The organism is Dermacoccus sp. Tok2021 (assembly GCF_019895135.1).
In the GTDB taxonomy this organism is placed as follows: domain Bacteria; phylum Actinomycetota; class Actinomycetes; order Actinomycetales; family Dermatophilaceae; genus Dermacoccus; species Dermacoccus abyssi.
Map to the genome: position 1 here is coordinate 1 of NZ_JAGTHU010000026.1, position 22,452 is coordinate 22,452.

The window sequence follows — 22,452 nt, forward strand, 5'->3', positions numbered from 1 at the left end:
CCTCGCCGTCGTGGGGCTGGCCACGCGTGCCCGCGATGCACTGGCACGTCCGCTCGTCAACCGCGGTGTCGAGGGCGGTACGGGCGTCGTCATGCTTGGTTTCGCGGGGGCTCTGGCCGCGGAGGGCTGACCTCGCGCCCGTTCGGCCGCCAGATTCGTGGTCGGTGGGCGTCCCAGGCAGGGTGCGGATAGGTTGAAGGCATGGCAACCAAGCGCATCACCTACGTGCTCATCGACGGCGAGAACATCGACGCGACGCTGGGCACGTCCATCCTCGGACGACGACCGCACCCGGACGAGCGGCCGCGCTGGGATCGGCTGCTGCGCTTCGCGGAGCAGGAGTGGCGTCAGGACGCCAAGGGCCTGTTCTTCCTCGCCGCGAACGGCCCCGAGCTGCCGATGTCGTTCATCCAGGCGCTGACGGCCCTGGGTTACCAGCCGATTCCGCTCTCCGGTGCGTCCGACGAGAAGGTCGTCGACATGGCCATCCAGAAGACTCTGGACGCGCTGCGGACCTACCAGGCCGACGTCATGCTCGTCAGCCACGACGGAGACTTCCTGCCGCAGGTGGAGCCGCTGCTCGGAGGCTCGCGCAAGGTGGGACTCATCGGCTTCAAGGAGTTCCGCAACTCGGGCTTCGCTCCCCTCGAGGCGCAGGGCATGGAGTTCTTCGACCTCGAGCACGACGTCAAGGCGTTTAACGCGACGCTGCCGCGTCTGCGCATCATCCCGATCGACGAGTTCGACCCGATCGCCTACCTCTGAGTGCTGGCCCGCCTCCGCACAGGGAAAGCAGGCTTCGCCCGAGAAGGGCCTCGTGGGAGCGTCACCGCGCCCACGAGGCCCTTCTTTCGTTACGGTCGCCGCGCCAATTGCTCCCGTGACGCGACGAAGGCCCTCACCTGTGCGGTGAGGGCCTTCGTCGTTCAGTGGAGGTAAGGGGACTCGAACCCCTAACCCCCTGCTTGCAAAGCAGGGAGGATAGTCAAGTTTTGCCTGATAAACGAGGGTTCCTGAAAGCCTCGGGGCGCACACGGGGCGCACATCCCTTCTTGCTCCCGAAGACGGGTTCGATCGACGGCGTCCTCGTTCCTCGGTCAACGCTTCCGATCACACGGCAAACGCCGACCCGCAGATGAGGCAGTAGAGAGTCCCGGTGTGATCTTCAGGGACCTTCACCGGCTCGAAGTCATGGCAGGGCGAGGTCACGATGACCATGTCGTCGGGTTCAACGAGTGGTTCGGCCGGCTCCGTCACGTCATCCCGCCCGCGCTGGTACGTGAATCCCTTCGTCCTGCGGAACATCGACTCAAGCTCGTCCTGCACGGCCTCGAGCACCACAGGCATGGCCACCGGTTCGAACAACTCGACCTGCTCTGGGGTGTTCCACGAGTCATCGGCGGCCGGCTGACCGCACAGTGGGCAACTGTAGGCCGCTGGCCGGGCATGGTTCTCTGCCTCCTCATTGGCAGGCCCGTTGTGCCATTTGAACTGCCGCCCGCAGTGCGGGCACTCTCGACGCAGGAAGCCGTCTGCGTCGAGCGGGACCGACACCTGGATCGTGTACTCATCGTCCACTTACGAACTCCTCAGCTCTGATCTCCACACCATCGGCTGTCTTCCCGGTAAGCACCACTGTGAAGTAGGCAGGCGATGACGACGCCATCGAAAGGAACCGGGCAGCACTTACGGACTTCCCAGCTGGCAGCCTCGGTACCGGGAACCCCTCCTCGCGCCACTCGCGCGTGCTTTCCCGGTCGTCGGCCAGAGCGAAGTCGAGGTCATACACATCGCCGGGCCCGTGGTTGGTGATGGTCATGCGCTGCTGGCTCTTGCCTGACTTGCTAAGGGTCGCCTCAAGGCGCGGCTGGCCCGACGTCTGGGATGAAGGAAGCTTGCGACCGAGCGGCAGCCCGCCGCCTGGCGGGGCCGGCGGTGTCAGGTCACCCTCGGTGTGCCAATCGGTGCCCCCTAGGTTGACGGCGCATCCGGCGGTGCCCAGGCGCTGGGCAAGTTGCTGGCGCTTCGCCGTGCTGTTGTCGAGACGAACCACGTGACGACCGTGAATGTCGCTGAAGCTCTTGATCTGACCGAGCTCCACGATGATGGTCCGGTCCGCATCGCGCGCCAACGCCATGCCCGCCTCGAAGAGGACATTCGGACGAGGCTGCATCTGCGGGCTTGTCTCTGGGTCGCCAGGGTAGGTCAGCGACTCATGAAGGTGCGCGACGTCGTCTGGCGTCTGAAGCACAACCACAGCCTGGGCCGCTCCGAAGGCGACGTTGAGGACGTCCCCGATGTACGGCGATCCCTGTCCGGTCATCGAGATTGCCTCGGACCACTCAATAGGCTCCAGCCCAATCGAGCGAAGAAAGGCGAATAGGCCCTTTCGCGCGGCCTCATTCCGCCCGTGGATGACGAAGACCGCTCGACGGTCGGCCTCCGATTGTGCTTCTGTCACTGGCAGTCCCTCTCGTCCGACTTGTGTCCAAGCCTAGATGGCCGCACCGACAACGATGGCTACTCGGGGAACGCATCCCGGTCGGGTCAGCCCGATCAAGACATGGTCGCGACGATCGCGTCGATCTTCCCCATGAGCGGCGCGAGACCCTTCTTCGAGAGGTGCCCGTACCGGTCGAGCGTGATCGACGGGCGGGCGTGACCCATCGCGTGCGAGACGCTCAGGAGGTCGGCACCGGCCTCGGAGAGGGAGATGGCGGCGAAGGTGTGCCTCAGCCCGTGAACGGTGAGGCGGGGGGCCCTGTTCCGGCCGACCCCCGTTCGCCTTCGTGATCGCTCGAGTCAGGGCCTGGTTGGGGAACTGCGTGGCGATCGCGCAACCTGCCTTGCGGGTGCTCGGAAACAGCCAGTCGGACTTGGGGCGATCGCCTGCGAGGTCGACCAGCCAGGGAAGCACTGTCATCGGGATGGGGAGCACCCGCCGTGAAGCTGTCGTCTTCGTGGTATCGGTGCCGGCCCCGCCGTTCTTCACGCAGGTGTCCCTCCCTCAGGTCACCGACGAGCAGTGATCGTGCTTCCCCGGATCGGTGGTCGTCGGCTTCCGGGCTTGTTCCGCTGCTTCGCGCTTCCGGCGAAGACTGAGGGCCCGCGCGCGAGGCTGCCGGTCGAGTGCGTAATTGTGGCTTTCGCCGGGACGCACGGGCGCACATGGTCGGATCGCCGGTTCACCACCCGCGTCATCCCGCGGATCTCAGGACGCACGAGACGCAGCCGACCCAACACAGACTCATACCGATATTCGACCAATCTAGTACCAATGCGCACCGGTCACCGAACCTCGGGTACGACGACACGGATGCAGCAAAGTGCCGCTGACCTGCACCGATGCTTACGCCGAAGGCCCGCACCATCCCTGGTGCGGGCCTTCGGTTTCGGGTGGAGGTAAGGGGACTCGAACCCCTAACCCCCTGCTTGCAAAGCAGGTGCGCTACCAATTGCGCCATACCCCCGGAGGGTGACGGTCAGTTCTTGCCCGGTGCGGTGTTCTCCGGCTGATCCGTCGCTTTCGCCCACAGCTCCTTGCCCAGTTGTTGCTTCTGGTACTCACTGTTCGCGTAGATGGCTGTCGCCGCGGCGGCGGCGGCGAGAAGAACCTTGTACATCGGGAACTCCCAAGCGAACTCGAGGGGCAGTGGTGGTGGGCCTAACTGGACTTGAACCAGTGACCTCTGTCTTATCAGGACAGCGCTCTAACCGACTGAGCTATAGGCCCCTGCACCGCTTCCGCGCCTGCTCGTTCACCGAGCGGCACGAGCGTTGAGATTACCCTACGCCGCGCGCGCCCCGCAAATCCGAGGGGCACCGGCGACGCAGGGGCCGTCGCGCAGACGAGCCCCACCCGGATCTGGGGAACTTCTGCCGATCTGACGGCGATATATCGCGGCCAGATCCACACATCTGCACCGGCCCGAACCGAGGATGCCCACAGACGCCCGAAGGCCCCCACCACGAGTGTGGTGAGGGCTTTCGAAACAGCTCCCGCGGGCCTGAAAACCCAGCAGCAGACCAACCGGACCAGCGCAGACCTTACGAGACCACGCTGGAAGCCGACCGCCCCCGAAGGCCTGTCGCACCGAGGCTGGGCAGCGAGCTTGCGAGCTGCCCAGCCCGGAAGACGGGCCGAGGGAGCTCACTCGTCGCTGAGGGTCAACTGCACGCCGCCGACGAGGGAGGCGCAGATGTTGTAGAGGAACGCGGTGAGGGTGGCGATGGCCGTCATGAGGATGATGTTGAGCACGCCGATGACGATGCTGAACGAGATGGCGCGTCCGAATCCGACGTAGTCGAGGATGTCGAACTGCGATCCCTGACGGTCGAGGGTGCGCAGCATGTCGTTGGCGGCGCTGAAGGTGCCCATGCCGGCGAGGACGGTCCACAGCGTCGCGACGAGCACGACGGACGCGATGGCGACGGCCACGGACAGCAGGAAGGCGATCTTCAGAACCGACCAGGTGTCGACGCGCGACAGGGTGAGGCGCACGCGACGAGGCGTGGTGCGCCGCGGTGCCGGACGCCCCGCGCCGCCCTTCGGCGCTCCCGCGGCCGAGCGGCCGGCTGGTGACGCGACGCGCTGCTGCGGCGGGCGTCCCTGGCGTGGTGCCGCTGCGGTCGCCTCAGCGCCCGGCAGTTTGGTGCGCGGTTCTCGCGAGTTACTCACTCACTGTCTCCCGACTCGTCGTTCTCGGCGGTAACGGCGTCCTCCGAGGGGTTTGTCACCTCTGCGTCATCAGCCGTATTCGCATCCGAACCTACCTGCTCGTCGGCAATTTCCTCGGCTTCCTTCTCGGCGTTGCGCGCAACCGCGACGATGGAGTCGCCCTTGCCCGGGGTGGCGAACTGGACGCCCTGGGTGTTGCGCCCGGTCTCGCGCACCTCGCTGACGGCGCTGCGCACGATCTTGCCCTTCTCCATGACGACCATGACCTCGTCACGGTTCTCGACGACGAGCGCGCCGACGAGGTCGCCGCCTCGTTCGGAGATCGTGGCGACCTTGACGCCGAGCGTCGCGCGGCCCTTCGTCGGGTACTCCTCGACGGGGGTGCGCTTCGCGAGGCCGTTCTCGAAGACGACGAAGACGTAGAGCTTCTCGGCGGCGCCGCGCTCCACCTCGTTCGAACCCTCGGGCACGACGCTGAGCGACAGCAGTTCGTCGCCGTCGCGGAACTTCATGCCGGTGACACCGGACGTGGAGCGGCCCATCGGGCGCAGCGAGTCGTCCGTGGCGGCGAAGCGCACGGCCTGACCCTTGCGCGAGACGAGCAGGACGTCGTCGCTCGCCTCGGCGAGCTTGGCGCCGACGAGTTCGTCACCGTCACGCAGGTTGACGGCGATGAGGCCGCCGGAGCGCGGCGAGTCGTACTCGGACAGGCGCGTCTTCTTCACGAGGCCGTTGCGGGTGGCGAGCAGCAGGTACTCGTGGTCGGAGTACGTGCGCAAGCGCAGCACCTGGGCGATCTGCTCGCCCGGCTGGAACGCGAGCAGGTTCGCGACGTGCTGGCCCTTGCTCTCGCGCGAGCCCTCGGGCAGTTCGTAGCCCTTGGTGCGGTAGACGCGGCCGGCGTTCGTGAAGAACAGCAGCCAGTCGTGCGTCGACGTGGTGAAGAAGTGGCCGACCACGTCGTCGCCGCGCAGCGTCGCGCCGCGCACGCCCTTGCCGCCGCGACGCTGGCTGCGGTACTCGCTCACCTTCGTGCGCTTGACGTAGCCGCCGCGCGTGATGGTGACGACCACGTCCTCCTCGGGGATGAGGTCTTCCATGTTCATGTCGCCGTCGAACGGCACGATCTGGCTGCGACGGTCGTCGCCGTACTTGTCGACGATCTCGGCGAGCTCGTCGGAGACGAGCTGACGCTGACGCTCCGGCTTGGCCAGGATGTCCTTGTAGTCGTCGATCTGCGCCTGGATCTCGTCGTGCTGCTCGATGATCTTCCGACGCTCGAGGGCCGCGAGGCGGCGCAGCTGCATGTCGAGAATGGCGTTGGCCTGGATCTCGTCGACGTCGAGCAGGTCGATGAGGCCGGCGCGGGCCTCCTCGACCGTGGGGCTACGACGGATGAGGGCGATGACCTCGTCGAGCGCGTCGAGCGCCTTGAGGTAACCGCGCAGGATGTGGATGCGCTTCTCGGCCTCGTCGAGGCGGTACTGCGTGCGTCGCTGGATGACGTCGATCTGGTGCTCGACCCAGTAGCGGATGAACGCGCTGACCGGCAGCGTGCGGGGCACACCGTCGACGAGGGCGAGCATGTTCGCGCCGAAGTTCTGCTGAAGCTGCGTGTGCTTGTAGAGGTTGTTGAGCACGACCTTCGCCACGGCGTCGCGCTTGAGCACGATGACGAGGCGCTGGCCGGTACGACCCGACGTCTCGTCGCGGATGTCCGCGATGCCCGCCATCTTGCCGTCCTTGACGAGCATGGCGATCTTCTCGGCGAGGGCGTCGGGGTTGACCTGGTAGGGCAGCTCCGTGACGACGAGGCACTGACGGCCCTGGATCTCCTCGACGTTAACGACGGCGCGCATCGTGATGCTGCCGCGACCCGTGCGGTAGGCGTCCTCGATGCCCTTCTTGCCCATGATGAGGGCGCCCGTCGGGAAGTCGGGGCCTGGGATGCGGCGCAGGCACTCCTCGAGCAGCGCCTCACGGCTCGCCTCGGGGTTGGCGAGCAGCCACTGGGCGGCGTCGGCGACCTCGCGCAGGTTGTGCGGCGGGATCTGAGTGGCCATACCGACGGCAATGCCGGCGCTGCCGTTGACGAGCAGGTTCGGGAAACGGCTCGGCAGCACGGTGGGCTGCATCGTCTTGCCGTCGTAGTTCGGCTCGAAGTCGACGGTGTTCTCGTGGATGTCGCGCACGAGTTCCAACGCGAGCGGCGCCATGCGGCACTCGGTGTATCGCGGGGCGGCGGCGCCGTCGTTACCCGGCGAACCGAAGTTGCCCTGGCCGTCGACGAGCGGGTAACGCATCGACCACGGCTGAACGAGGCGCACCATGGCGTCGTAGATGGCCGAGTCACCGTGCGGGTGGTACTGACCCATGACATCACCGACGACGCGGCTGCACTTGTTGTAGCCACGGTCCGGTCGGTAGCCACCGTCGTACATCGCGTAGACGATGCGGCGGTGCACGGGCTTCAGGCCGTCACGCACGTCCGGAAGCGCACGGGAGACGATGACACTCATCGCGTACTCGATGTAGCTGCGCTGCATCTCGGCGTTGAGGTCGATGGGGTCGACGCGGTGGGCGACCGGGGCCTCGACGGCGGCGCGAGCCTCCGGAGTGTTCGGCACCTTCGGCGTCTCGCCGTCACCGGGCGTGCCGGCGGTGGCCGCTGCGGCGCCGCTCACGGGCGCGTCGGGGTCTCCGGCGGGCACCTCGGGGAGGTCGGCCGCGTCGTCACCCGGCAGGTTCGTGTCGTCAGACATAGTTTCTTTCCTTCGACGAAGGGAAATTCATTGAGTTCTTAGGTGGTGTTCCACGTGAAACGAAGGACGGGAACGTCCGACCGTTCCACGTGAAACACGATGTTCAGTTGGCAAGGATCGCAACCCAGCGCGCACCTCGCGTCAGATCCGACCCCGGACGGCGACGCCCCCTACGGGAGCCGACCGCCCACGACGTCGCGCCGCCGATCAAGCGCGGGAAGCAGGGGATGCGACGAAGGAGCAGACCCTGAAGCCCGCGCGCTGAGAAGGCGCGACAGAGGTTAGATATCCAGGAAGCGGACGTCCTTGGCATTGCGCTGGATGAAGCTGCGGCGCGACTCGACGTCCTCACCCATGAGCACGGCGAAGATCTCGTCGGCTGCCGCGGCGTCCTCGAGGGTGACCTGCAGGAGCGTGCGCGCCTCCGGGTCCATCGTGGTCTCCCACAGCTCCTGGTAGTTCATCTCCCCGAGACCCTTGTAGCGCTGGACGCCGTTGTCCTTCGGCAGACGACGGCCCTTCGACTGACCTTCGGCGATCATCGCGTCGCGCTCGCGGTCGGTGAACGCGAACTCGTGCTCGTGGTTGCTCCACTTGAGGCGGTAGAGCGGCGGCTGCGCGAGGTAGACGTAGCCGGCCTCGATGAGCGGGCGCATGAAGCGGAAGAGCAGCGTCAGCAGCAGCGTGCGGATGTGCATGCCGTCGACGTCGGCGTCGGCCATGAGCACGATCTTGTGGTAGCGCGCCTTGTCGATGTCGAAGTCCTCGCCGATGCCGGTACCGAAACCGGAGATGAGGGCCTGGACCTCCTGGTTGGCGAGCACCTTGTCGATGCGGGCCTTCTCGACGTTGAGGATCTTGCCTCGGATGGGCAGGATCGCCTGGTTGAACGGGTTACGACCCTGCACGGCGGAGCCGCCTGCGGAGTCACCCTCGACGATGAAGACCTCGGACAGGCTCGGGTCCTTGCTCTGGCAGTCCTTGAGCTTGCCCGGCAGACCGCCGCCCTCGAGCAGGCCCTTACGGCGTGCGGTCTCACGTGCCTTGCGGGCCGCCATGCGCGCCGAAGCGGCGGCAATCGCCTTGTTGACGATGGCCTTGCCCTCGCGCGGGTGCATCTGCAGCCAGTGGTCGAACTCGTCGCGCACTGCGGCCTGGACGAAGCCCTTGATCTCGGAGTTGCCGAGCTTCGTCTTCGTCTGGCCCTCGAACTGCGGCTCGGCAAGCTTGACGGAGATGACGGCGGTGAGACCCTCGCGGATGTCGTCACCCGTGAGGTTGTCGTCCTTCTCCTTGAGCAGCTTCTCGCGGCGGGCGAAGTCGTTGACGAGCTTCGTCATCGCGGCGCGGAAGCCCTCTTCGTGCGTGCCACCCTCGTGCGTGTTGATCGTGTTGGCGTAGGTGTGGACCGACTCGTTGTACGCCGTCGTCCACTGCATCGCGACCTCGACGGAGAGGTAACGCTCGGTGTCCTCGGCCTCGAACGCGATGATGTCCTCGTTGACGACCTCGGCGCGCTTGCTCGAGTTGAGGTGCTTGACGTAGTCGAGCAGACCGTCGTCGTAGCGGTACGTGACCGACTTGCCCTTCTTCGCCTTCTCGGCTGCGGCGTCGGCCGTCTCCGCGTCGCCGCCCTCGGCTGCTGCGTCAGCAGCGGCCTCGTCGGCCGCGCCCTCGTCGAGCACCTCGGCACGCTCGTCGGTGAGCGCGATGGTGAGGCCCTTGTTGAGGAACGCCATCTGCTGGAAGCGAGCGCGCACCGTCTCGAAGTCGTACGTCGTCGTCTCGAAGATCTCGGGGCTGGCCCAGAACGTGATCGTCGTACCGGTCTCGTCGGTGGCCTCCTCCTCGCGCAGGGGGCCGAGCGGCACGCCGCCCTCGAACTCCATGCGGTAGACGTGGCCCTTCTGGCGCACCTCGACCTCGAGGCGCGTGGAGAGCGCGTTGACGACGGAACTACCGACGCCGTGCAGACCACCGGAGACCTTGTAGCCGCCGCCGCCGAACTTTCCGCCGGCGTGCAACTGCGTGAGGACGAGCTCGACGGTCGACATGTCGTACTGCTCGTTGCGGCCGGTCGGGATGCCTCGACCGTTGTCGCTGACGCGTAGACCGTTGTCCGGCAGGATCGTCACGTCGACGCGGTCGGCGTGGCCGGCGAGGGCCTCGTCGACAGAGTTGTCGACGATCTCCCACACGAGGTGGTGCAGGCCGCGTTCACCGGTCGAGCCGATGTACATACCGGGGCGCTTGCGAACCGCCTCGAGGCCTTCGAGGACCTGAATGGCGCTGGCGTCGTACTCGGTGTCGATCTGCGAGCGCACGTGTGCCTCGGGCGGAAGCACCTGCTGTGCTTCGCCGCCGGGGATCGGCTCGTTCGTCGCGTCGTCGTGCGTGGGCTGGTCGGCCACTGTGCTCCTTCACCGTGCGGTGCCTGCCACGGTGGTGCGGACGCGACACGGGGTCGAACGTCACAGATCGGCGTACGAAGGCCGAGAGAGGGTGGCAGGTCCTTATCGTGTCCATTCTACCGGGTCAGCGGACGCAGGACTGCCCCGAAACATGCCCACACGGGCATTTTCCGCGATTTTCTCTCGCCCGGCGTGCCGGGGATCGTCCCTGGGGCCACCGAAGGCGCTCGGGGCCGTCTGCGACGTGTCGCCCGTCCGAGCGGAAGGGGATCAGCCGGCACCTTCCTGTACCCAGATGTCAACGTCGGGATCGCTCGCCCGGAAGCAGTTGACGAGCCCACCCCGGCGCGAGCAGGTGAGGTCGATGTACCCGTCGGAACCGGCGACGTTCTCCTTGCGATAGGCGCTGTAGACCTTCAACGGGAAGGAGGAGGTCTCGGGCGTTCGCGCCACCTGGCTCAACGCTGCGTCACGCACGGTGACGAGGAAGGGGCAACTCGAATAGTGCCCCTGCCCCTGGCGCACCTGAACGGCGGTGTTGGTCTGCTGACTCGTGCGGTCGCCACACAGGTTCCACGTCGTGGCCGGGAACGGCGTCAGACCCGTTCGCGTGGGAGTCGGGGTGCTGGTCGGAGCCTCGGCCACGGAGCTTCGGCTCTCACTGTGCGCTGGGGACGACGGCGCAGGCGCCGCGGTTCGGGAGTCGCCACCGGTCTCGCTCGTCGTCGACGACGGCGCCGAGGACGAACTGCTCGAGGAACTCGAGGAGGAGGAACTCGACGTCGACCGCGCGTCGCTCGAGGTAGCGGGGCCGGAGGGCGGCGGGGATGCGTCCTTCTGTCCGCGCGTCAGGGCGAGCGCCCCCAGTGCCAGCGCGAGGACGAGCACGGATGTGAGCGCGACGGCAATGACAAGGCCACGTGAGGGCGATCGCCGCTCCGGCGTCTCGGCCTCTGGCTCGTTCCAGAACGCCGGGGTCTTCCGTTCCGTGTCGTGCTCGGGGCCCGACGCGCGCGTCTCCTCGTCGTGGGTCATGGCCCGACCGAGTCCTTCACCCACGCCCTCACAGCAGTGCCACCCGTGCAGAGGCTGAGGTGATCGGAGCGTTCACAGGTGAGCGGCACGTACGCGCGCTTCGAGACGCTGTAGGGGTTGATCGTGAACGAGGTAGCGCCCGAATCCTGGGCGAGGTGCGCCAGCACGTTGCTCCGGATCTCCACGACGTAAGCGCAGCTCGTGTTCGACTCGCGTGCAATGCGGATGTCGGGAACGGTGATGGGGTCGCCCTGGCCGCACGTCGTCACGCTGTCGTCGGGGAAGGTGGCCTCGGCAGCGCTCGGCTCGCTGGGCGTGGAGGACGGTGCCGAGGCAACGGTCGAGGACTGGGTGCTCGCCGGCGTCTCGTCACCCCCGGACATGAAGAAGGTGACGACGGCGAAGCCGACGATCGCGGCAGCGACGAGCAACACCGGTACGAGCCACTGCTTCAGCCCGCGAGGGGGTTCTCCGTAGTACTGCTGCGACGTGCCCCCGCTATCGGCCATCGTCCGGTCGGCCGTGACCCACGACGTCGGTGCTTCGTGTGGCTTCGGCGACTGCGGGTAGGCCCGCGTCTCGTCCTCGTACATGATGATCGTCTTCCCCTCTCCGCCGTCAGTCTAGGTGGAGGAGGAGACGCGGTTGCCACAGTTCAGCCGACGCTGTCGCTCACCCAGAGACGAACGTTGGAACCACCGGTGCATTCGGAGAGGTGGTCGGCGCGGGTGCAGTGCAACGTCACGACCTTGCGCAACGAGGAGCTGTACGGACTGACCGTGTAGGTCGTGGCACCCGGATTCTCCGCGAGGTGCGCGTTGACCTTGGTCACGACGTCGGCGACGTAGGAGCAGGTGGAGTTCGTGCCGCGGGCGAGACGAACGCTGGACGTGGGTACGGCCTCGCCCGAGCCACACGTCGCCACGGTACCGGCAGGAAAGGATGCCTTGGTCGCCGCGGAGGACGAGGGCGTCGTCGACGAGGACGCCGGCGCCTCGGACGTCGACGGAGCGGCTGTCCCGGTCTGCGGCTGCGTCCTGGACGACGGTGTGTCGGAGGGAGCCGTGACCGCCGACGGCTGAGCGACGGGTGGCCGGCTGCCCGATCCCCGGGTGATGAACCACGCCGTGGCGAACGCGAGGCTGGCGAGCACGATGACGAGCGCCGGCGCCAACCAGTCGGGTCGGCGTGAGGTGCGGTAGGGCACCGGTTCGCTGGCCTGACCCCACAGGTCGGCCACACCGGGCTCGGTTTCGCCGCCCGGGTCGGAGCCACTGCCGCGTGACGGGGGTCGCTCGACGCCCCGATTCCACTCCTCGAAACCGTTCGGCTCGTTCATTCGTCACCTCTCGTTCCGTCCTCATGTTCCACGTGAAACGTGAGGTGAAGCGATCGCGCCCCCTATGGCGCCGGACATACCACGCTAGCGGTGGACTGCGTTGTGTTGGAAATGTCAGCCGTAGGTGTCCCGCGGACCACGCCCGGCGACACGTCGGGGACCTCGCACCCAACTGGGGGCAGAGGGACCGACGATCTTGAGCTCCGCCACCACGCCGTCACCGACGCCCTGCTCGATCGACCGGATGATCGTCGACGCAAGCAAGGTCAGCTGGGTAGCCCACGCCGTCGACTCCGCCCGTACCGTGAGAATGCCGTTCTCGAAGCTGACGGGAGAGGCGTGGTCCGCGACACCCGGTCCGACGAGATCGGCCCACCGTGACATCACGGTGCCCCCGGCGACATCGACATTCCATCCGCGGTCCTCGAGCAGTCGCTTCATGTTGTTGCCGAGCAGCAGCGGGTCGCGACCGTTGCGTCCGCCTCGTCCTTTGCGCGCGTCGTGTGTGTCCGTGGCGCGTGGGCTTCGACGCATGGGTCGAGACCCCGGACGGAACCCGCGTTCGGCGGCACCCCGTTGAGCGCGAGCCAACGCCGCTCGGGCTGCCGTCAGGGGGTCGTCCTCGACAGCAGACGTCGCGGGTGCCTCCACCGAACTCTCGTCGAGTGCCGCGTGCGTCGACCGGGCGTCCGTGGACTCGTCCCCGCGGCTGTCGCCGTCGCCGTCAGTCATGATCGGCACCGCCGTCATCGGACGTTGCGTCGGCCGACCCCGAGGTGGTGCCGGATTCGGTGAGCGGGGCATCATCCGCCTCCTCGGCGGAGACCGACCCCTTCGTCACGTAGTACGTGCGCCCGCTGAGTATGTCGGGGACGTCCTCGGCCACCGCGGCGGTGATGAGCACCTGCTCGGCGTCGGCCACCATGGCGGCCAGGCGCTCGCGTCGTCCCGCGTCGAGCTCGGCGAAGACGTCGTCGAGCACGAGAACCGGGTCGGTCTTGAGGTCGTTGCGCAGGAGGTGGAAGGCCGCAAGACGCAGGGCGAGGGCGAACGACCACGACTCACCGTGGCTGGCGTAGCCCTTCGCGGGCAGGTCACCGAGTGTCAGCGTGACGTCGTCGCGGTGCGGCCCGACGAGGGTCACGCCCCGGTCGATCTCGCGCTGACGCATCTCCTCGAACGCTTGGTGGAAGGCCTTCTCCAGTTCCTCGCGCTCGGGCACCTCACCGTCGGCGATCCGAAGAGCGACGGCCTCCGGCAGCGACGAGACGTACGTGAGCCGAGCCTCCGAGCGGCCCGCGCTCACCTCGTCGTACGACGACGCCACGTGCGGTGCCAGATCGCGCAGCAGACGCAGGCGCGCATAAACGAGAGAGGCGCCCACCGCGGCAAGGTGGGTGTTCCACTCGACGAGGGTGTCGAGAGTCGTTTCACGTGAAACGGCCTCTTCGGGGGTCAGCGTGCCGCCCCGGCTTCCTTTTCGCAGGACGGGCTGCGCCGAACGGAGGAGGGCGTTGCGCTGCTTGAGTATCTTGTCGTAGTCGGAGCGTGCGCCAGCCCACCGAGGCTGGCGAGCCACGAGCAACTCGTCCAGGAAGCGGCGACGTTCTCCGGGGTCGCCCTTGACGAGAGCCAGATCCTCCGGCGCAAAGAGCACGGTACGCAGCGTGCCGAGGATGTCACGGGGGCGCGTGGCAGCCGATCGCCCTACGCGTGCCCGGTTCGCTCGGCCGGGCACAATTTCCAGTTCGAGCACTGTTTCACGTGAATCACGGACGACGGCCGCACGGACGAAGGCGCGTTCCGCACCGAACCGGACGAGGGGAGCGTCGTTCGAGACACGGTGCGACCCCAGGGACGCGAGGTAGCCGGCGGCTTCGACGAGATTCGTCTTGCCCTGGCCGTTGAGTCCCACGAATGTGGTGACTCCTTCGGTGAGATCGACTTCCGCTTCGCTGTAGGAGCGGAAGTCACGCAGCGACAAGTGACGCAGCCTCACGTCGAACTCGTGTGCCCTGGGGTCGAAAGAGGAAGACTCAGTGCTCGCTCTTGGCGGCACCCGGACGCGACGCGCCGTCGTCCTGCTTGGGCTGGGCCGCGGGCGAGACCTCGGCCTGTCCCTCCTTGGCGACGCGGTAGGGCTCCTGGCCGAACTGCATGACCTCGTGACCGCCGAACTGTCCGCGCAGCGCGGCGACGGCCTGCATCTGCGGGCTGTTCTCCTGGCGCGACGTGAAGCGGGAGAAGAGAGCGGCGGCGAGCACCGGCATCGGCACGGCGTTCGCGATGGCCTCCTCGAGCGTCCACCGACCCTCACCGGAATCGGTCGAGTACTCGGAGATTCCCTCGAGGTGCGGCGTCTCCTCGAGCGCCTTGACCATGAGATCGAGCAGCCAGGACCGCACGACCGTGCCGCGCGTCCAGGCCTTGAAGCAACCGTGGACGTCGGTGACGATGTCCTTCGCCTCGAGCAGTTCCCAGCCCTCGGCGTACGCGTGCATGAGGCCGTACTCGATGCCGTTGTGCACCATCTTGGCGTAGTGACCGGCGCCCACCTTGCCCGCGTGGACGAAGCCCTCTTCGCGAGGTCCTTCGGGGCGCAGCGCGTCAAAGACGGGCATCATGCGCTCGACGTCCTCCTCGGCGCCACCACACATGAGGCCGTAGCCGTTCTCCTTGCCCCACACGCCACCGGACACGCCGCAGTCCATGAAGTGCACGCCGGTCTCGGCGAACTGCTCCGCGTGCCCCAGGTCATCGGACCACTTGCTGTTGCCGCCGTCGATGACGAGGTCACCCTCGGCGAGCAGGCCCTGCAGCTCGGACATGACCGAGTCCGTGATCTTGCCGGCCGGCACCATGACCCAGATGTTGCGGGGAGCCTCGAGCTTCTCGACGAGTTCCGCGAGATCGGCGACGTCGCTGATCTCGCGGTTGGTGTCGAAACCGATGACGTCGATGCCGGCGGCCTTCATGCGGTCACGCATGTTGCCGCCCATCTTGCCGAGGCCGATGAGTCCGAGCTGCATGGTCTAACTCCTTGCTGAGGAAGTCTGGTTGCCGCACCCGAAGGCGCGGCGTTCGGTGCTTACGCTACGCCGCCGTCGCGGGAACGACCACATGCCGTCCGACACCGCCGGACGAGGCTGGTCAGTTGGCGAAGCGCACCGGCATGATGAGGTAGCGGTAGCTGTCGTCGGCCTCGCCGTCGAGCTCGTCCTGACCGGACAGCACGGCCGGACGCGTGGGCTGGGTGAAGCCCAGGCGCACGTACTTCGTGCCGACGACCCCGAGGCCGTCGAGGAGGAACTGGGGGCTGAAGGCGATCTCGAGTTCCGGCCCTTCGATGCGGGCTTCGAAGGTCTCCGAGGCCTGGGCGTCCTCGCCGGTACCGGCCTCGATGCGGACGGCGTCGTCACCGAAGCGCAGACGCACGGGCATGTTGCGCTCGGCGACGAGCGAGACACGCTTGGCGGCCTCGACGAGCATCGCCGTCTCGACGACCGCCGTCGTGTCGACGCTCGTGGGGAACAGGCTCGTCACCTTGGGGTAGTCGCCGTCGAGCAGGCGCGTCGTCATGCGGCGCGCTCCGGCCTCGAAACCGGCGAGGCCGGAGCCGGTCGACGCGCCGCTGAGCGACAGCGAGACGCTGCCCGCCGCACCGAGCGCCTTGGCCAGGGAGTCGAGCGTGCGAGCCGGGACGAGGGCCGCGTACTGCGCGTTCTCGTCACCGCCGTTCCACAGCACCTCACGCATGGCGAGGCGGTAGCGGTCGGTGGCCAGCAGGGTGAGCTTGTTGCCCTGAACCTCGATGCGCACACCCGTGAGGATCGGCAGGGTGTCGCCGCGGTCCGCGGCCACGCTGACCTGCGCGACGGCCTGGGTGAAGACGTCACCGCCGATGACGCCGGTGGGCTCGGGGTTCTCCGGCAGCGTCGGGTACTCGCCCGTCGGCATGCTCTGGAGGCTGAACTTGGCCGAACCGCAGGTGACCTGGACCTTGGAGCCCTCGCTCACGAGCTCGATCGGCTTGTGCGGCAGGCTCTTGCTGATGTCGGCGAGCAGGCGGCCGAGCACGAGCACGGTGCCGGGCTCCTCGACGTCGGCGTCGACGGTGACCTTGGCCGAGACCTCGTAGTCGAACGCGGAGAGCGTCAGGCCGTCCTCGGTGGCTTCGAGCAGGACACCCGCGAGCACCGGAACCGGCGGGCGCTGCGAGAGACCTCGAACGGCCCACGCCACAGCTTCGGCCAACACATCACGTTCAACCCGGAGCTTCACGTCCACCGTCCTCGTCACTTCGTGGTTCGCCTACGTCGTGGGGAAGCGAGCGCAGGAGCACAGGTATTCGCGGTGAGCTTAACGCAGGTGGAGCTGACGCCCCAAGCGTCGAGGAGCTGTCCTAGGCGGTCGCCGCGGTTGGCCTGGGTGTGGATTCGTGGGGCGCTTGATCGCGATCGAGAAAGAGTTGGTCGTCGTCATAGGGGGTGTGGATTCTGGGGACAACCACATCTGTGCCGGAGATCCCGCGGTTTCCGGTTGTGGGCAGCGTGGGGATGGTCGTTGGGGACGACACAGTGGGGGTGTGGACGGATTTTTCGCGTCCACAGACGCCGACGGCGCTCAAGGGGTGTTATCCCCTGATTTCGACCGTTGTCCACGGAGTTATCCCCAGATTCTGTGGAAAAGCGTGTGACGAAGGGGTCCTGTTCATGTGGGGCAGGTGAATCACAGTGGTGTTGTCCACAAATCCACAAGGATGTCCCCAGGCGGAGTTTCGCGGAATGTCGGGGCTGCTCCGGCTGTGATGGGGAGTCCGAGCGGTCGTTGCCCACAGCGTCCCCAGGGTTGTCCCCAGAACCTGTGGACAACCCCGACTATCGGCCCCAAGCTCAAGACCGACGGGACGAGCCGGGGACAGTGCGTCGGACGCTCTGACGGAGCGCGTTGACGGGGCGGGTCGAGACGAGGTGCCACAGCCACATCGCGGCCCCGAGCATGACGAGACCGAGCGCCGTGACCGCCATCGTCCAGGCGCTCTCGGCCGCGAAAGGAGCCACGAGACCTGCCACGAGAGCGCTTGTCACGAGGTTGACGAAGGTGCCCGCCGACGCCGCGCTTCCGCGGGCGTGGGGGAACTGGTCGAGCATGGCAATTTGCAGGGTGGGCAGGGACAGCCCGATCCCATAGGCGATGAGAGCGGGAGCCACGATGGCCCACGGCAGGACGTAGCCGACCGGCGTCACCGAGACAATGGCGCCCGCTGAGGCCGCGAGGAGGGCGAAGCCCAGGCCGTAGGTGATCTGGCGGTCGCTCGTCACCCGTCCGGCGAGCCGTCCACTCGTCCAGGATCCGGTGATCATGCAAGCCACCATCGGGACGAAGAACACCCAGAAGTCTGATTCGCCGAGACCGAGCAGTCCGATGAGGAACAACGGTGCGGCGGAGATGTAGAGGAACTGGCCCGCAAAGGAGAACGCGGCTGCGAAGGCCACGCGCATGAAGCGGCCGCTCCGCATTGCGGCGAGCAGCCCAGACACGAGTGAGCCCACGCGCAGCGGCGTCCGGTGCTCGGCGGGGAGGCTTTCCGGCAGAGAAAGAGCAACCGAGACGGCCATGATGATGCCGAAGGCGACGAGGAACCAGAAGATCGTGCGCCAGGAGCCCACCTGGAGGAGGAGCCCGGACACGACGGGCGCCACGGCCGGTGCGACACCGAAGATCATCGAGACCTGGCTCATGAGTCGCTGCGCTTCCGCTCCCTCGAAGAGGTCACGGATGACGGTTCGCGCGATGATCTGCCCTGCACCGGCCGCGAACCCTTGGAACATGCGGAAGACGAGCAGCATCGTCAGGGAGGTCGACAGGGCGCATCCGATGGACGCGACGACGTAGACGCCGATGCCGATGAGCATGACGGGACGCCTGCCCACGGCGTCGGAGATGGGGCCGTGGAGCAGGCTCATCAGCGCGAAGGCGAGGAGGTAGACGCTGACGACCAACTGCATCGCGGCTGGTTCCACGTGAAACTCCGCACCCATTTCGCCGAAGGCGGGCAGCGGCGCATCGACGTTGAACGGGCCGAACATCGACAGGCCGGCCAGGATGAGGGTCAGCAGGACGCCGGCGCGTCGTGGGGCGGAAGTCACCGACCGAGCCTACGAGAGAGGGTGTGTTTCACGTGAAACACACCCTCGTGGATCAAGCGCTGCGGCGCCTGATCTGTGTCGTCAGCTCGGTGATCTGGTCGTAGATCGGCTGACGTTCGCCGATGAGCTGGCGAATCTTCTTCTCCGCGTGCATGACGGTGGTGTGGTCACGTCCACCGAAGTGCTGCCCCAGTTGGGGGAAGGAGTGCTCGGTCAGTTCACGTGAGAGATACATCGCGATCTGGCGCGCGGTGACGAGGTTGCGCGAGCGGGACGTGCCCTTGATGTCGTCCACCGTGACACCGAAATAGACGGCCGTCTCGGAGATGATCTGATGCACCGTGATCTGCCCGGTCTCACTCGGTACGACGTCCTTGAGGACGAACGCCGCCTTGGCCCGGTCGACCGGCTCCTTCTGGAGCGAGGCGTACGCAGCGACGCGGATGAGCGCGCCCTCGAGCTCTCGGATGTTCGTCGAGATCTTCGAGGCCACGAGTTCGAGGACGTCGTCGCCGATGTCCATGCGCTCGGCGTTGGCCTTCTTGCGCAGGATCGCGATGCGGGTTTCCAGTTCGGGAGGGTGCACGTCCGTCGTGAGGCCGGACTTGAACCGGCTGCGCATGCGGTCGGCGAACGTCGTCAGCTTCTCCGGCGGCTGGTCGGAGGTGAGCACGATCTGCTTGCCCGAGGAGTGAAGAGCGTTGAACGTGTGGAAGAACTCCTCCTGCGTCTGCTCCTTGCCCTGGAGGAACTGGATGTCGTCGATGAGCAGGACGTCGACGTTGTCGCGGTAGCGGCGCTGGAAGGTGGCCGCACGGTCGTCGCGGATGGAGTTGACGAAGTCGTTCGTGAACTCCTCGGAGCTGACGTAGCGCACCCGCAACTTGGGGTGGTAGTCGTGCACGTAGTGCCCGATGGCGTGCAGCAGGTGGGTCTTGCCGAGGCCCGAGTCACCGTGGATGAACAGCGGGTTGTAGGCCTGTCCGGGCTCCTCGGCGATCGCGATGGCGGCCGCGTGGGCGAAGCGGTTGCTGTCACCGATGACGAACGTGTCGAAGGTGTACTTCGGGTTGAGCCGTGGCGAGTACTCCTCGTCGCTCGGCGGCGGAGCGTCCGTGCGGCCACCCACGGAACGGGGGGGCAGAACGACGCCGGGGTGCGCCGATCGAGGACGCGGAACCTGCTCGGCCGCGATCTGGGAGCCGCCCGGCAGCGAGAATCCGAGTGTGCCGTCGGAGTGGTCGGGCTCCTGGGCGTTCATGTCGGGATTCGCATCTGCGCCAGTCTGTGCAGCACCTTCCGCATCGGCGCCCGCGCCGTCGAGTTCCTGGACTGCGGCCTGAAGGCTCTCGTCGACGGAGATGGCGACGCGAACCTGCTGTCCGAGCTGGTTCGAGAGTGCCTCGGCGACCTGGTCGCGCAGCGGACCTTCGAGCATGCGCTTGGTCTGCTCGAAGGGAACGGACAGCAGGACGTTCTCACCGATGAGGCCGACGAAGCGCGTGAGGTTGAGGAAGGCTCGGTCACGAGAACCGATGCCGTGCTTGCTCATTTCCGCCAGGGCGGCGTGCCACGTGCGTTCGTAGTCGACGGGCTCGTCGGTGGTCACGAAGGCTCCTCCTGGTGCGGTGCTCGTCTGTGGAACGCCCATACTAAGGGTGGTTTCCACAACGTTATCCACAGCCTGTGTACCGGAGTGTCGCGGCTTCGGGGCGCTGGAGAGGACAACGGGTCTGCTTTCCGGACACGTTAACGGCGTGTCGACTGGATTTCACCTCGCCCGTATGAATCACACATGTGTTATTTGCGCGTGTGCGCCGTTGAACATCGAGTCGCGCGTGTGTCGTTTTGACCGGCTTGGTCACGGCCCGTACAGTTGATGGCGATTGTCTGCGCCCCAAATGGGGCTCGGGTCGAGACGCGCACATCGCGACATTGCCCGAAACAACCGAGAAATCGGCGGCGCGACAACTAGACCACCAGTACGACGGCGACGCGTCAGCGCTCGCCCATTTCATCGGAGATCGACGTGAGCAAGCGCACCTTCCAGCCCAACAACCGTCGCCGCGCCAAGACGCACGGCTTCCGTCTGCGTATGCGTACCCGCGCCGGCCGCGCCATCCTGGCCAACCGCCGCGCCAAGGGCCGCAGCAAGCTCTCCGCCTGAGCCTCGGCGGCAACGGCCGTGCTGCCAGCGCCTCACCGTCTGCGTGACGCCGGGCAGTACCGCGCCGTTCTGCGGAATCGCCGCTCCGGTCGAGCCGGCGGTTCGCTGCTCGTGGTCCAGATGATCGACGCCGACGCGTCCGGCCTCGCGCACCCGGAAAGGGTGGGGCCGCGCGTCGGTTTTGTCGTATCCAAGGCCGTCGGAAACGCGGTGGTTCGCTCGCGCACGAAGCGGGTGCTGCGTCATCTCGTGCGTGACGAGTTGTCTCGCCTCGATCCGAGTCTCGACATCGTCGTGCGCGCCAACCCGGCCATCGCCGGCGCCGGCACTGACGCCGTCCGTGCCGAACTGCAGCGCATGCTCACGAAGGCGCACAAGCGGATTCGGACCGACGACGGCGTTCCACGTGAAACGGCGAGTGCCGGAGCGGAGCGATGACGACGTCCACGGCCGACGATGTGACGGGTTGGCGACATGTTGCCGTCCGGCCCCTGCTCGTCATCGTGCGCTTCTATCGCCGCTGGATCTCGCCCGCGCTACCTGCTACCTGCCGGTTCTACCCGACGTGCTCGTCCTACGGCCTCACGGCGCTCACCCGGTTCGGGCCGATCAAGGGCACCTGGCTCACCCTGAAGCGTCTCGCGCGCTGTCACCCCTGGAACCCCGGCGGGGTCGACCACGTTCCACCGAAGGGCCACTCGGCCCACGGGGAGCACGGACGGTCCGACGCCGCACCTGCACCCGTCAAAGCGAAGGATGATTGATGCTTGACACCCTGCTCTATCCGCTCGAGTGGTTCGTCGCCGCCATCATGGTCGGCTGGCACAAGCTCTTCACCCTCGTCGGGCTGCCTGAAGCGTCGGGCTGGACCTGGGCCCTCTCGATCGCCGGACTCGTGATCGTCCTGCGTATCTTGCTCATCCCGCTCTTCGTCAAGCAGATCCACGCCTCGCGCCGCATGCAGCTCGTGCAGCCCGAGATGCAGAAGATCCAGAAGAAGTACAAAGGCAAGAAGGACCCGGAGTCCCGCCAGAAGCAGCAAGAAGAAATGATGGAGTTGTACCGGACCACCGGTACCAACCCCATGGGTTCCTGCATGCCTATCCTGCTGCAGGCACCGTTCTTCTTCGCGCTCTTCCGCGTGCTCAACAACCTCGACGACATCGCCCGCGGTGACCGTGGGCCCATCGGCTTCCTCACGAAGGAGCTCGCGAGCCAGGCCGAGAGCTCGACTCTTCTCGGAGCGAAGCTCTCGTCCACCTTCATGGGAACGTCGGGTTGGGGTGCAGCCAAGTGGGTCGCCGTCCTGCTCATCATCCTCATGTCGGCGACGTCGTTCATCACGCAGCACCAGCTCATGCGCCGCAACATGCCGAAGGCCGCGCTCGAGGGCCCGATGGCCAAGCAGCAGCAGATCATCATCTACCTCATGCCGCTGTTCTTCGCGATCTCCGGTGTGAACTTCCCGATCGGTGTTCTCATCTACTGGTTCGTCACGAACCTGTGGACGATGTTCCAGCAGTGGTACGTCATCCGTCGCATGCCGACCCCGGGTTCGGACGCCGAGAAGAAGCTCGAGGAGCGCAACCGTTCCAAGGGCCGTGAGCACAAGACCGTGACGATGGACGACCTGCGCAAGGAGAACGAGGGCAAGCCGAAGACGCGTTTCCAGCAGGCGATGGACCGCGCTCAGGAGCAGGCCAAGGCGCAGCAGGCCGCGAAGAGCGGTGCCACGCCGGCGTCCGCTAAGAAGGACAAGTCGGTGAAGACCGCGGACACCTCCACTGAGGTTTCCAGCCCGGTCAAGGAGAACGTCCGTCCGGCCAAGGCCCAGCAGACCGGCCCGCGTAACCAGCCCAAGAAGAACACCCCGCGCGCGAAGCGCAAGAAGAACTGAAAGCAGAGGTAGCA

20 protein-coding genes, 2 tRNA genes and 1 pseudogene are annotated in these 22,452 nt (G+C 66.7%); 5 read left to right on the top strand and 18 right to left on the bottom strand.

The annotated features are described in order from the left end of the window. Window positions 1-201 precede the first annotated feature (201 nt). Window positions 202-765, top strand: coding sequence for an NYN domain-containing protein (locus K9D12_RS12985; protein WP_047310850.1), 564 nt, complete (start codon window positions 202-204; stop codon window positions 763-765). 345 nt (window positions 766-1,110) lie between these two features. Here K9D12_RS12985 and K9D12_RS12990 read toward each other — a convergent pair whose 3' ends face one another. From K9D12_RS12990 to dnaA, 18 genes and pseudogenes are all read right to left on the bottom strand, one after another. Further along, window positions 1,111-1,578 carry a hypothetical protein gene (locus K9D12_RS12990; RefSeq protein WP_205744924.1) on the bottom strand — a complete coding sequence of 156 codons (468 nt, stop codon included), beginning with the start codon at window positions 1,576-1,578 and terminating at the stop codon, window positions 1,111-1,113. Beyond that, on the bottom strand, window positions 1,568-2,461 hold the full coding sequence (locus K9D12_RS12995) for a TIR domain-containing protein (RefSeq protein WP_205744925.1): 894 nt from the start codon (window positions 2,459-2,461) through the stop codon (window positions 1,568-1,570). The genes K9D12_RS12990 and K9D12_RS12995 overlap by 11 nt, the downstream gene beginning before the upstream one ends. A gap of 95 nt (window positions 2,462-2,556) precedes the next feature. Beyond that, a pseudogene (locus K9D12_RS13000) lies at window positions 2,557-2,772 on the bottom strand (tyrosine-type recombinase/integrase); the annotation flags it as partial. A gap of 625 nt (window positions 2,773-3,397) precedes the next feature. Continuing rightward, window positions 3,398-3,470 (bottom strand) — tRNA-Ala (locus tag K9D12_RS13005). Between the two features lie 12 nt (window positions 3,471-3,482). Then, complete coding sequence (locus tag K9D12_RS13010; RefSeq protein ID WP_165357973.1) at window positions 3,483-3,623, bottom strand: hypothetical protein; 141 nt, start codon at window positions 3,621-3,623, stop codon at window positions 3,483-3,485. 33 nt (window positions 3,624-3,656) lie between these two features. Beyond that, a tRNA-Ile gene (locus K9D12_RS13015) sits at window positions 3,657-3,733 on the bottom strand. 417 nt (window positions 3,734-4,150) lie between these two features. Beyond that, window positions 4,151-4,678, bottom strand: a complete 528-nt coding sequence (locus K9D12_RS13020) for a DUF3566 domain-containing protein (protein ID WP_118913923.1) — start codon at window positions 4,676-4,678, stop codon at window positions 4,151-4,153. After that, on the bottom strand, window positions 4,675-7,440 hold the full coding sequence (gene gyrA / locus K9D12_RS13025) for a DNA gyrase subunit A (RefSeq protein ID WP_129666534.1): 2,766 nt from the start codon (window positions 7,438-7,440) through the stop codon (window positions 4,675-4,677). The genes K9D12_RS13020 and gyrA overlap by 4 nt, the downstream gene beginning before the upstream one ends. 281 nt (window positions 7,441-7,721) lie before the next feature. Continuing rightward, the gene (gene gyrB / locus K9D12_RS13030) at window positions 7,722-9,851 is read right to left on the bottom strand and encodes a DNA topoisomerase (ATP-hydrolyzing) subunit B (RefSeq protein ID WP_370448540.1); all 2,130 of its coding nucleotides are present in this window, start codon (window positions 9,849-9,851) and stop codon (window positions 7,722-7,724) included. Window positions 9,852-10,121: 270 nt separating this feature from the next. Continuing rightward, the gene (locus K9D12_RS13035) at window positions 10,122-10,886 is read right to left on the bottom strand and encodes a hypothetical protein (RefSeq protein WP_223060438.1); all 765 of its coding nucleotides are present in this window, start codon (window positions 10,884-10,886) and stop codon (window positions 10,122-10,124) included. Beyond that, on the bottom strand, window positions 10,883-11,479 hold the full coding sequence (locus K9D12_RS13040) for a hypothetical protein (protein WP_223060439.1): 597 nt from the start codon (window positions 11,477-11,479) through the stop codon (window positions 10,883-10,885). The genes K9D12_RS13035 and K9D12_RS13040 overlap by 4 nt, the downstream gene beginning before the upstream one ends. A gap of 62 nt (window positions 11,480-11,541) precedes the next feature. Continuing rightward, complete coding sequence (locus K9D12_RS13045; RefSeq protein WP_223060440.1) at window positions 11,542-12,225, bottom strand: hypothetical protein; 684 nt, start codon at window positions 12,223-12,225, stop codon at window positions 11,542-11,544. A 114-nt stretch (window positions 12,226-12,339) separates the two neighbouring features. Continuing rightward, complete coding sequence (locus K9D12_RS13050) at window positions 12,340-12,957, bottom strand: DUF721 domain-containing protein (RefSeq protein ID WP_223060441.1); 618 nt, start codon at window positions 12,955-12,957, stop codon at window positions 12,340-12,342. Then, on the bottom strand, window positions 12,950-14,224 hold the full coding sequence (recF, locus tag K9D12_RS13055) for a DNA replication/repair protein RecF (RefSeq protein ID WP_223060442.1): 1,275 nt from the start codon (window positions 14,222-14,224) through the stop codon (window positions 12,950-12,952). Before recF ends, K9D12_RS13050 begins: the two co-directional genes overlap by 8 nt. Window positions 14,225-14,261: 37 nt before the next feature. Beyond that, the gene (gnd, locus tag K9D12_RS13060; RefSeq protein WP_047310857.1) at window positions 14,262-15,254 is read right to left on the bottom strand and encodes a phosphogluconate dehydrogenase (NAD(+)-dependent, decarboxylating); all 993 of its coding nucleotides are present in this window, start codon (window positions 15,252-15,254) and stop codon (window positions 14,262-14,264) included. 121 nt (window positions 15,255-15,375) lie between these two features. After that, entirely contained in the window at window positions 15,376-16,506 is a 1,131-nt protein-coding gene (dnaN, locus tag K9D12_RS13065) for a DNA polymerase III subunit beta (RefSeq protein ID WP_047311219.1), read from the bottom strand. A 611-nt stretch (window positions 16,507-17,117) separates the two neighbouring features. Next, the gene (locus tag K9D12_RS13070; protein WP_370633520.1) at window positions 17,118-18,374 is read right to left on the bottom strand and encodes a multidrug effflux MFS transporter; all 1,257 of its coding nucleotides are present in this window, start codon (window positions 18,372-18,374) and stop codon (window positions 17,118-17,120) included. Between the two features lie 52 nt (window positions 18,375-18,426). Next, window positions 18,427-19,926: a chromosomal replication initiator protein DnaA gene (dnaA, locus tag K9D12_RS13075; RefSeq protein ID WP_047311220.1), complete on the bottom strand. Its 1,500-nt coding sequence runs from the start codon at window positions 19,924-19,926 to the stop codon at window positions 18,427-18,429. Window positions 19,927-20,403: 477 nt separating this feature from the next. On the opposite strand from dnaA, the gene rpmH reads away from it, so the two are divergent. Genes rpmH through yidC form a run of 4 tightly spaced genes read left to right on the top strand, consistent with a single transcriptional unit; the run spans window position 20,404 to window position 22,438 of the window. Then, entirely contained in the window at window positions 20,404-20,541 is a 138-nt protein-coding gene (gene rpmH, locus K9D12_RS13080; protein WP_047310858.1) for a 50S ribosomal protein L34, read from the top strand. A gap of 18 nt (window positions 20,542-20,559) precedes the next feature. Next, window positions 20,560-20,979 carry a ribonuclease P protein component gene (gene rnpA / locus K9D12_RS13085; RefSeq protein WP_187036631.1) on the top strand — a complete coding sequence of 140 codons (420 nt, stop codon included), beginning with the start codon at window positions 20,560-20,562 and terminating at the stop codon, window positions 20,977-20,979. Then, window positions 20,976-21,305 carry a membrane protein insertion efficiency factor YidD gene (yidD, locus tag K9D12_RS13090; protein WP_223060443.1) on the top strand — a complete coding sequence of 110 codons (330 nt, stop codon included), beginning with the start codon at window positions 20,976-20,978 and terminating at the stop codon, window positions 21,303-21,305. The genes rnpA and yidD overlap by 4 nt, the downstream gene beginning before the upstream one ends. Continuing rightward, window positions 21,305-22,438, top strand: coding sequence for a membrane protein insertase YidC (yidC, locus tag K9D12_RS13095; protein WP_187036635.1), 1,134 nt, complete (start codon window positions 21,305-21,307; stop codon window positions 22,436-22,438). Before yidD ends, yidC begins: the two co-directional genes overlap by 1 nt. Window positions 22,439-22,452 lie beyond the last annotated feature (14 nt).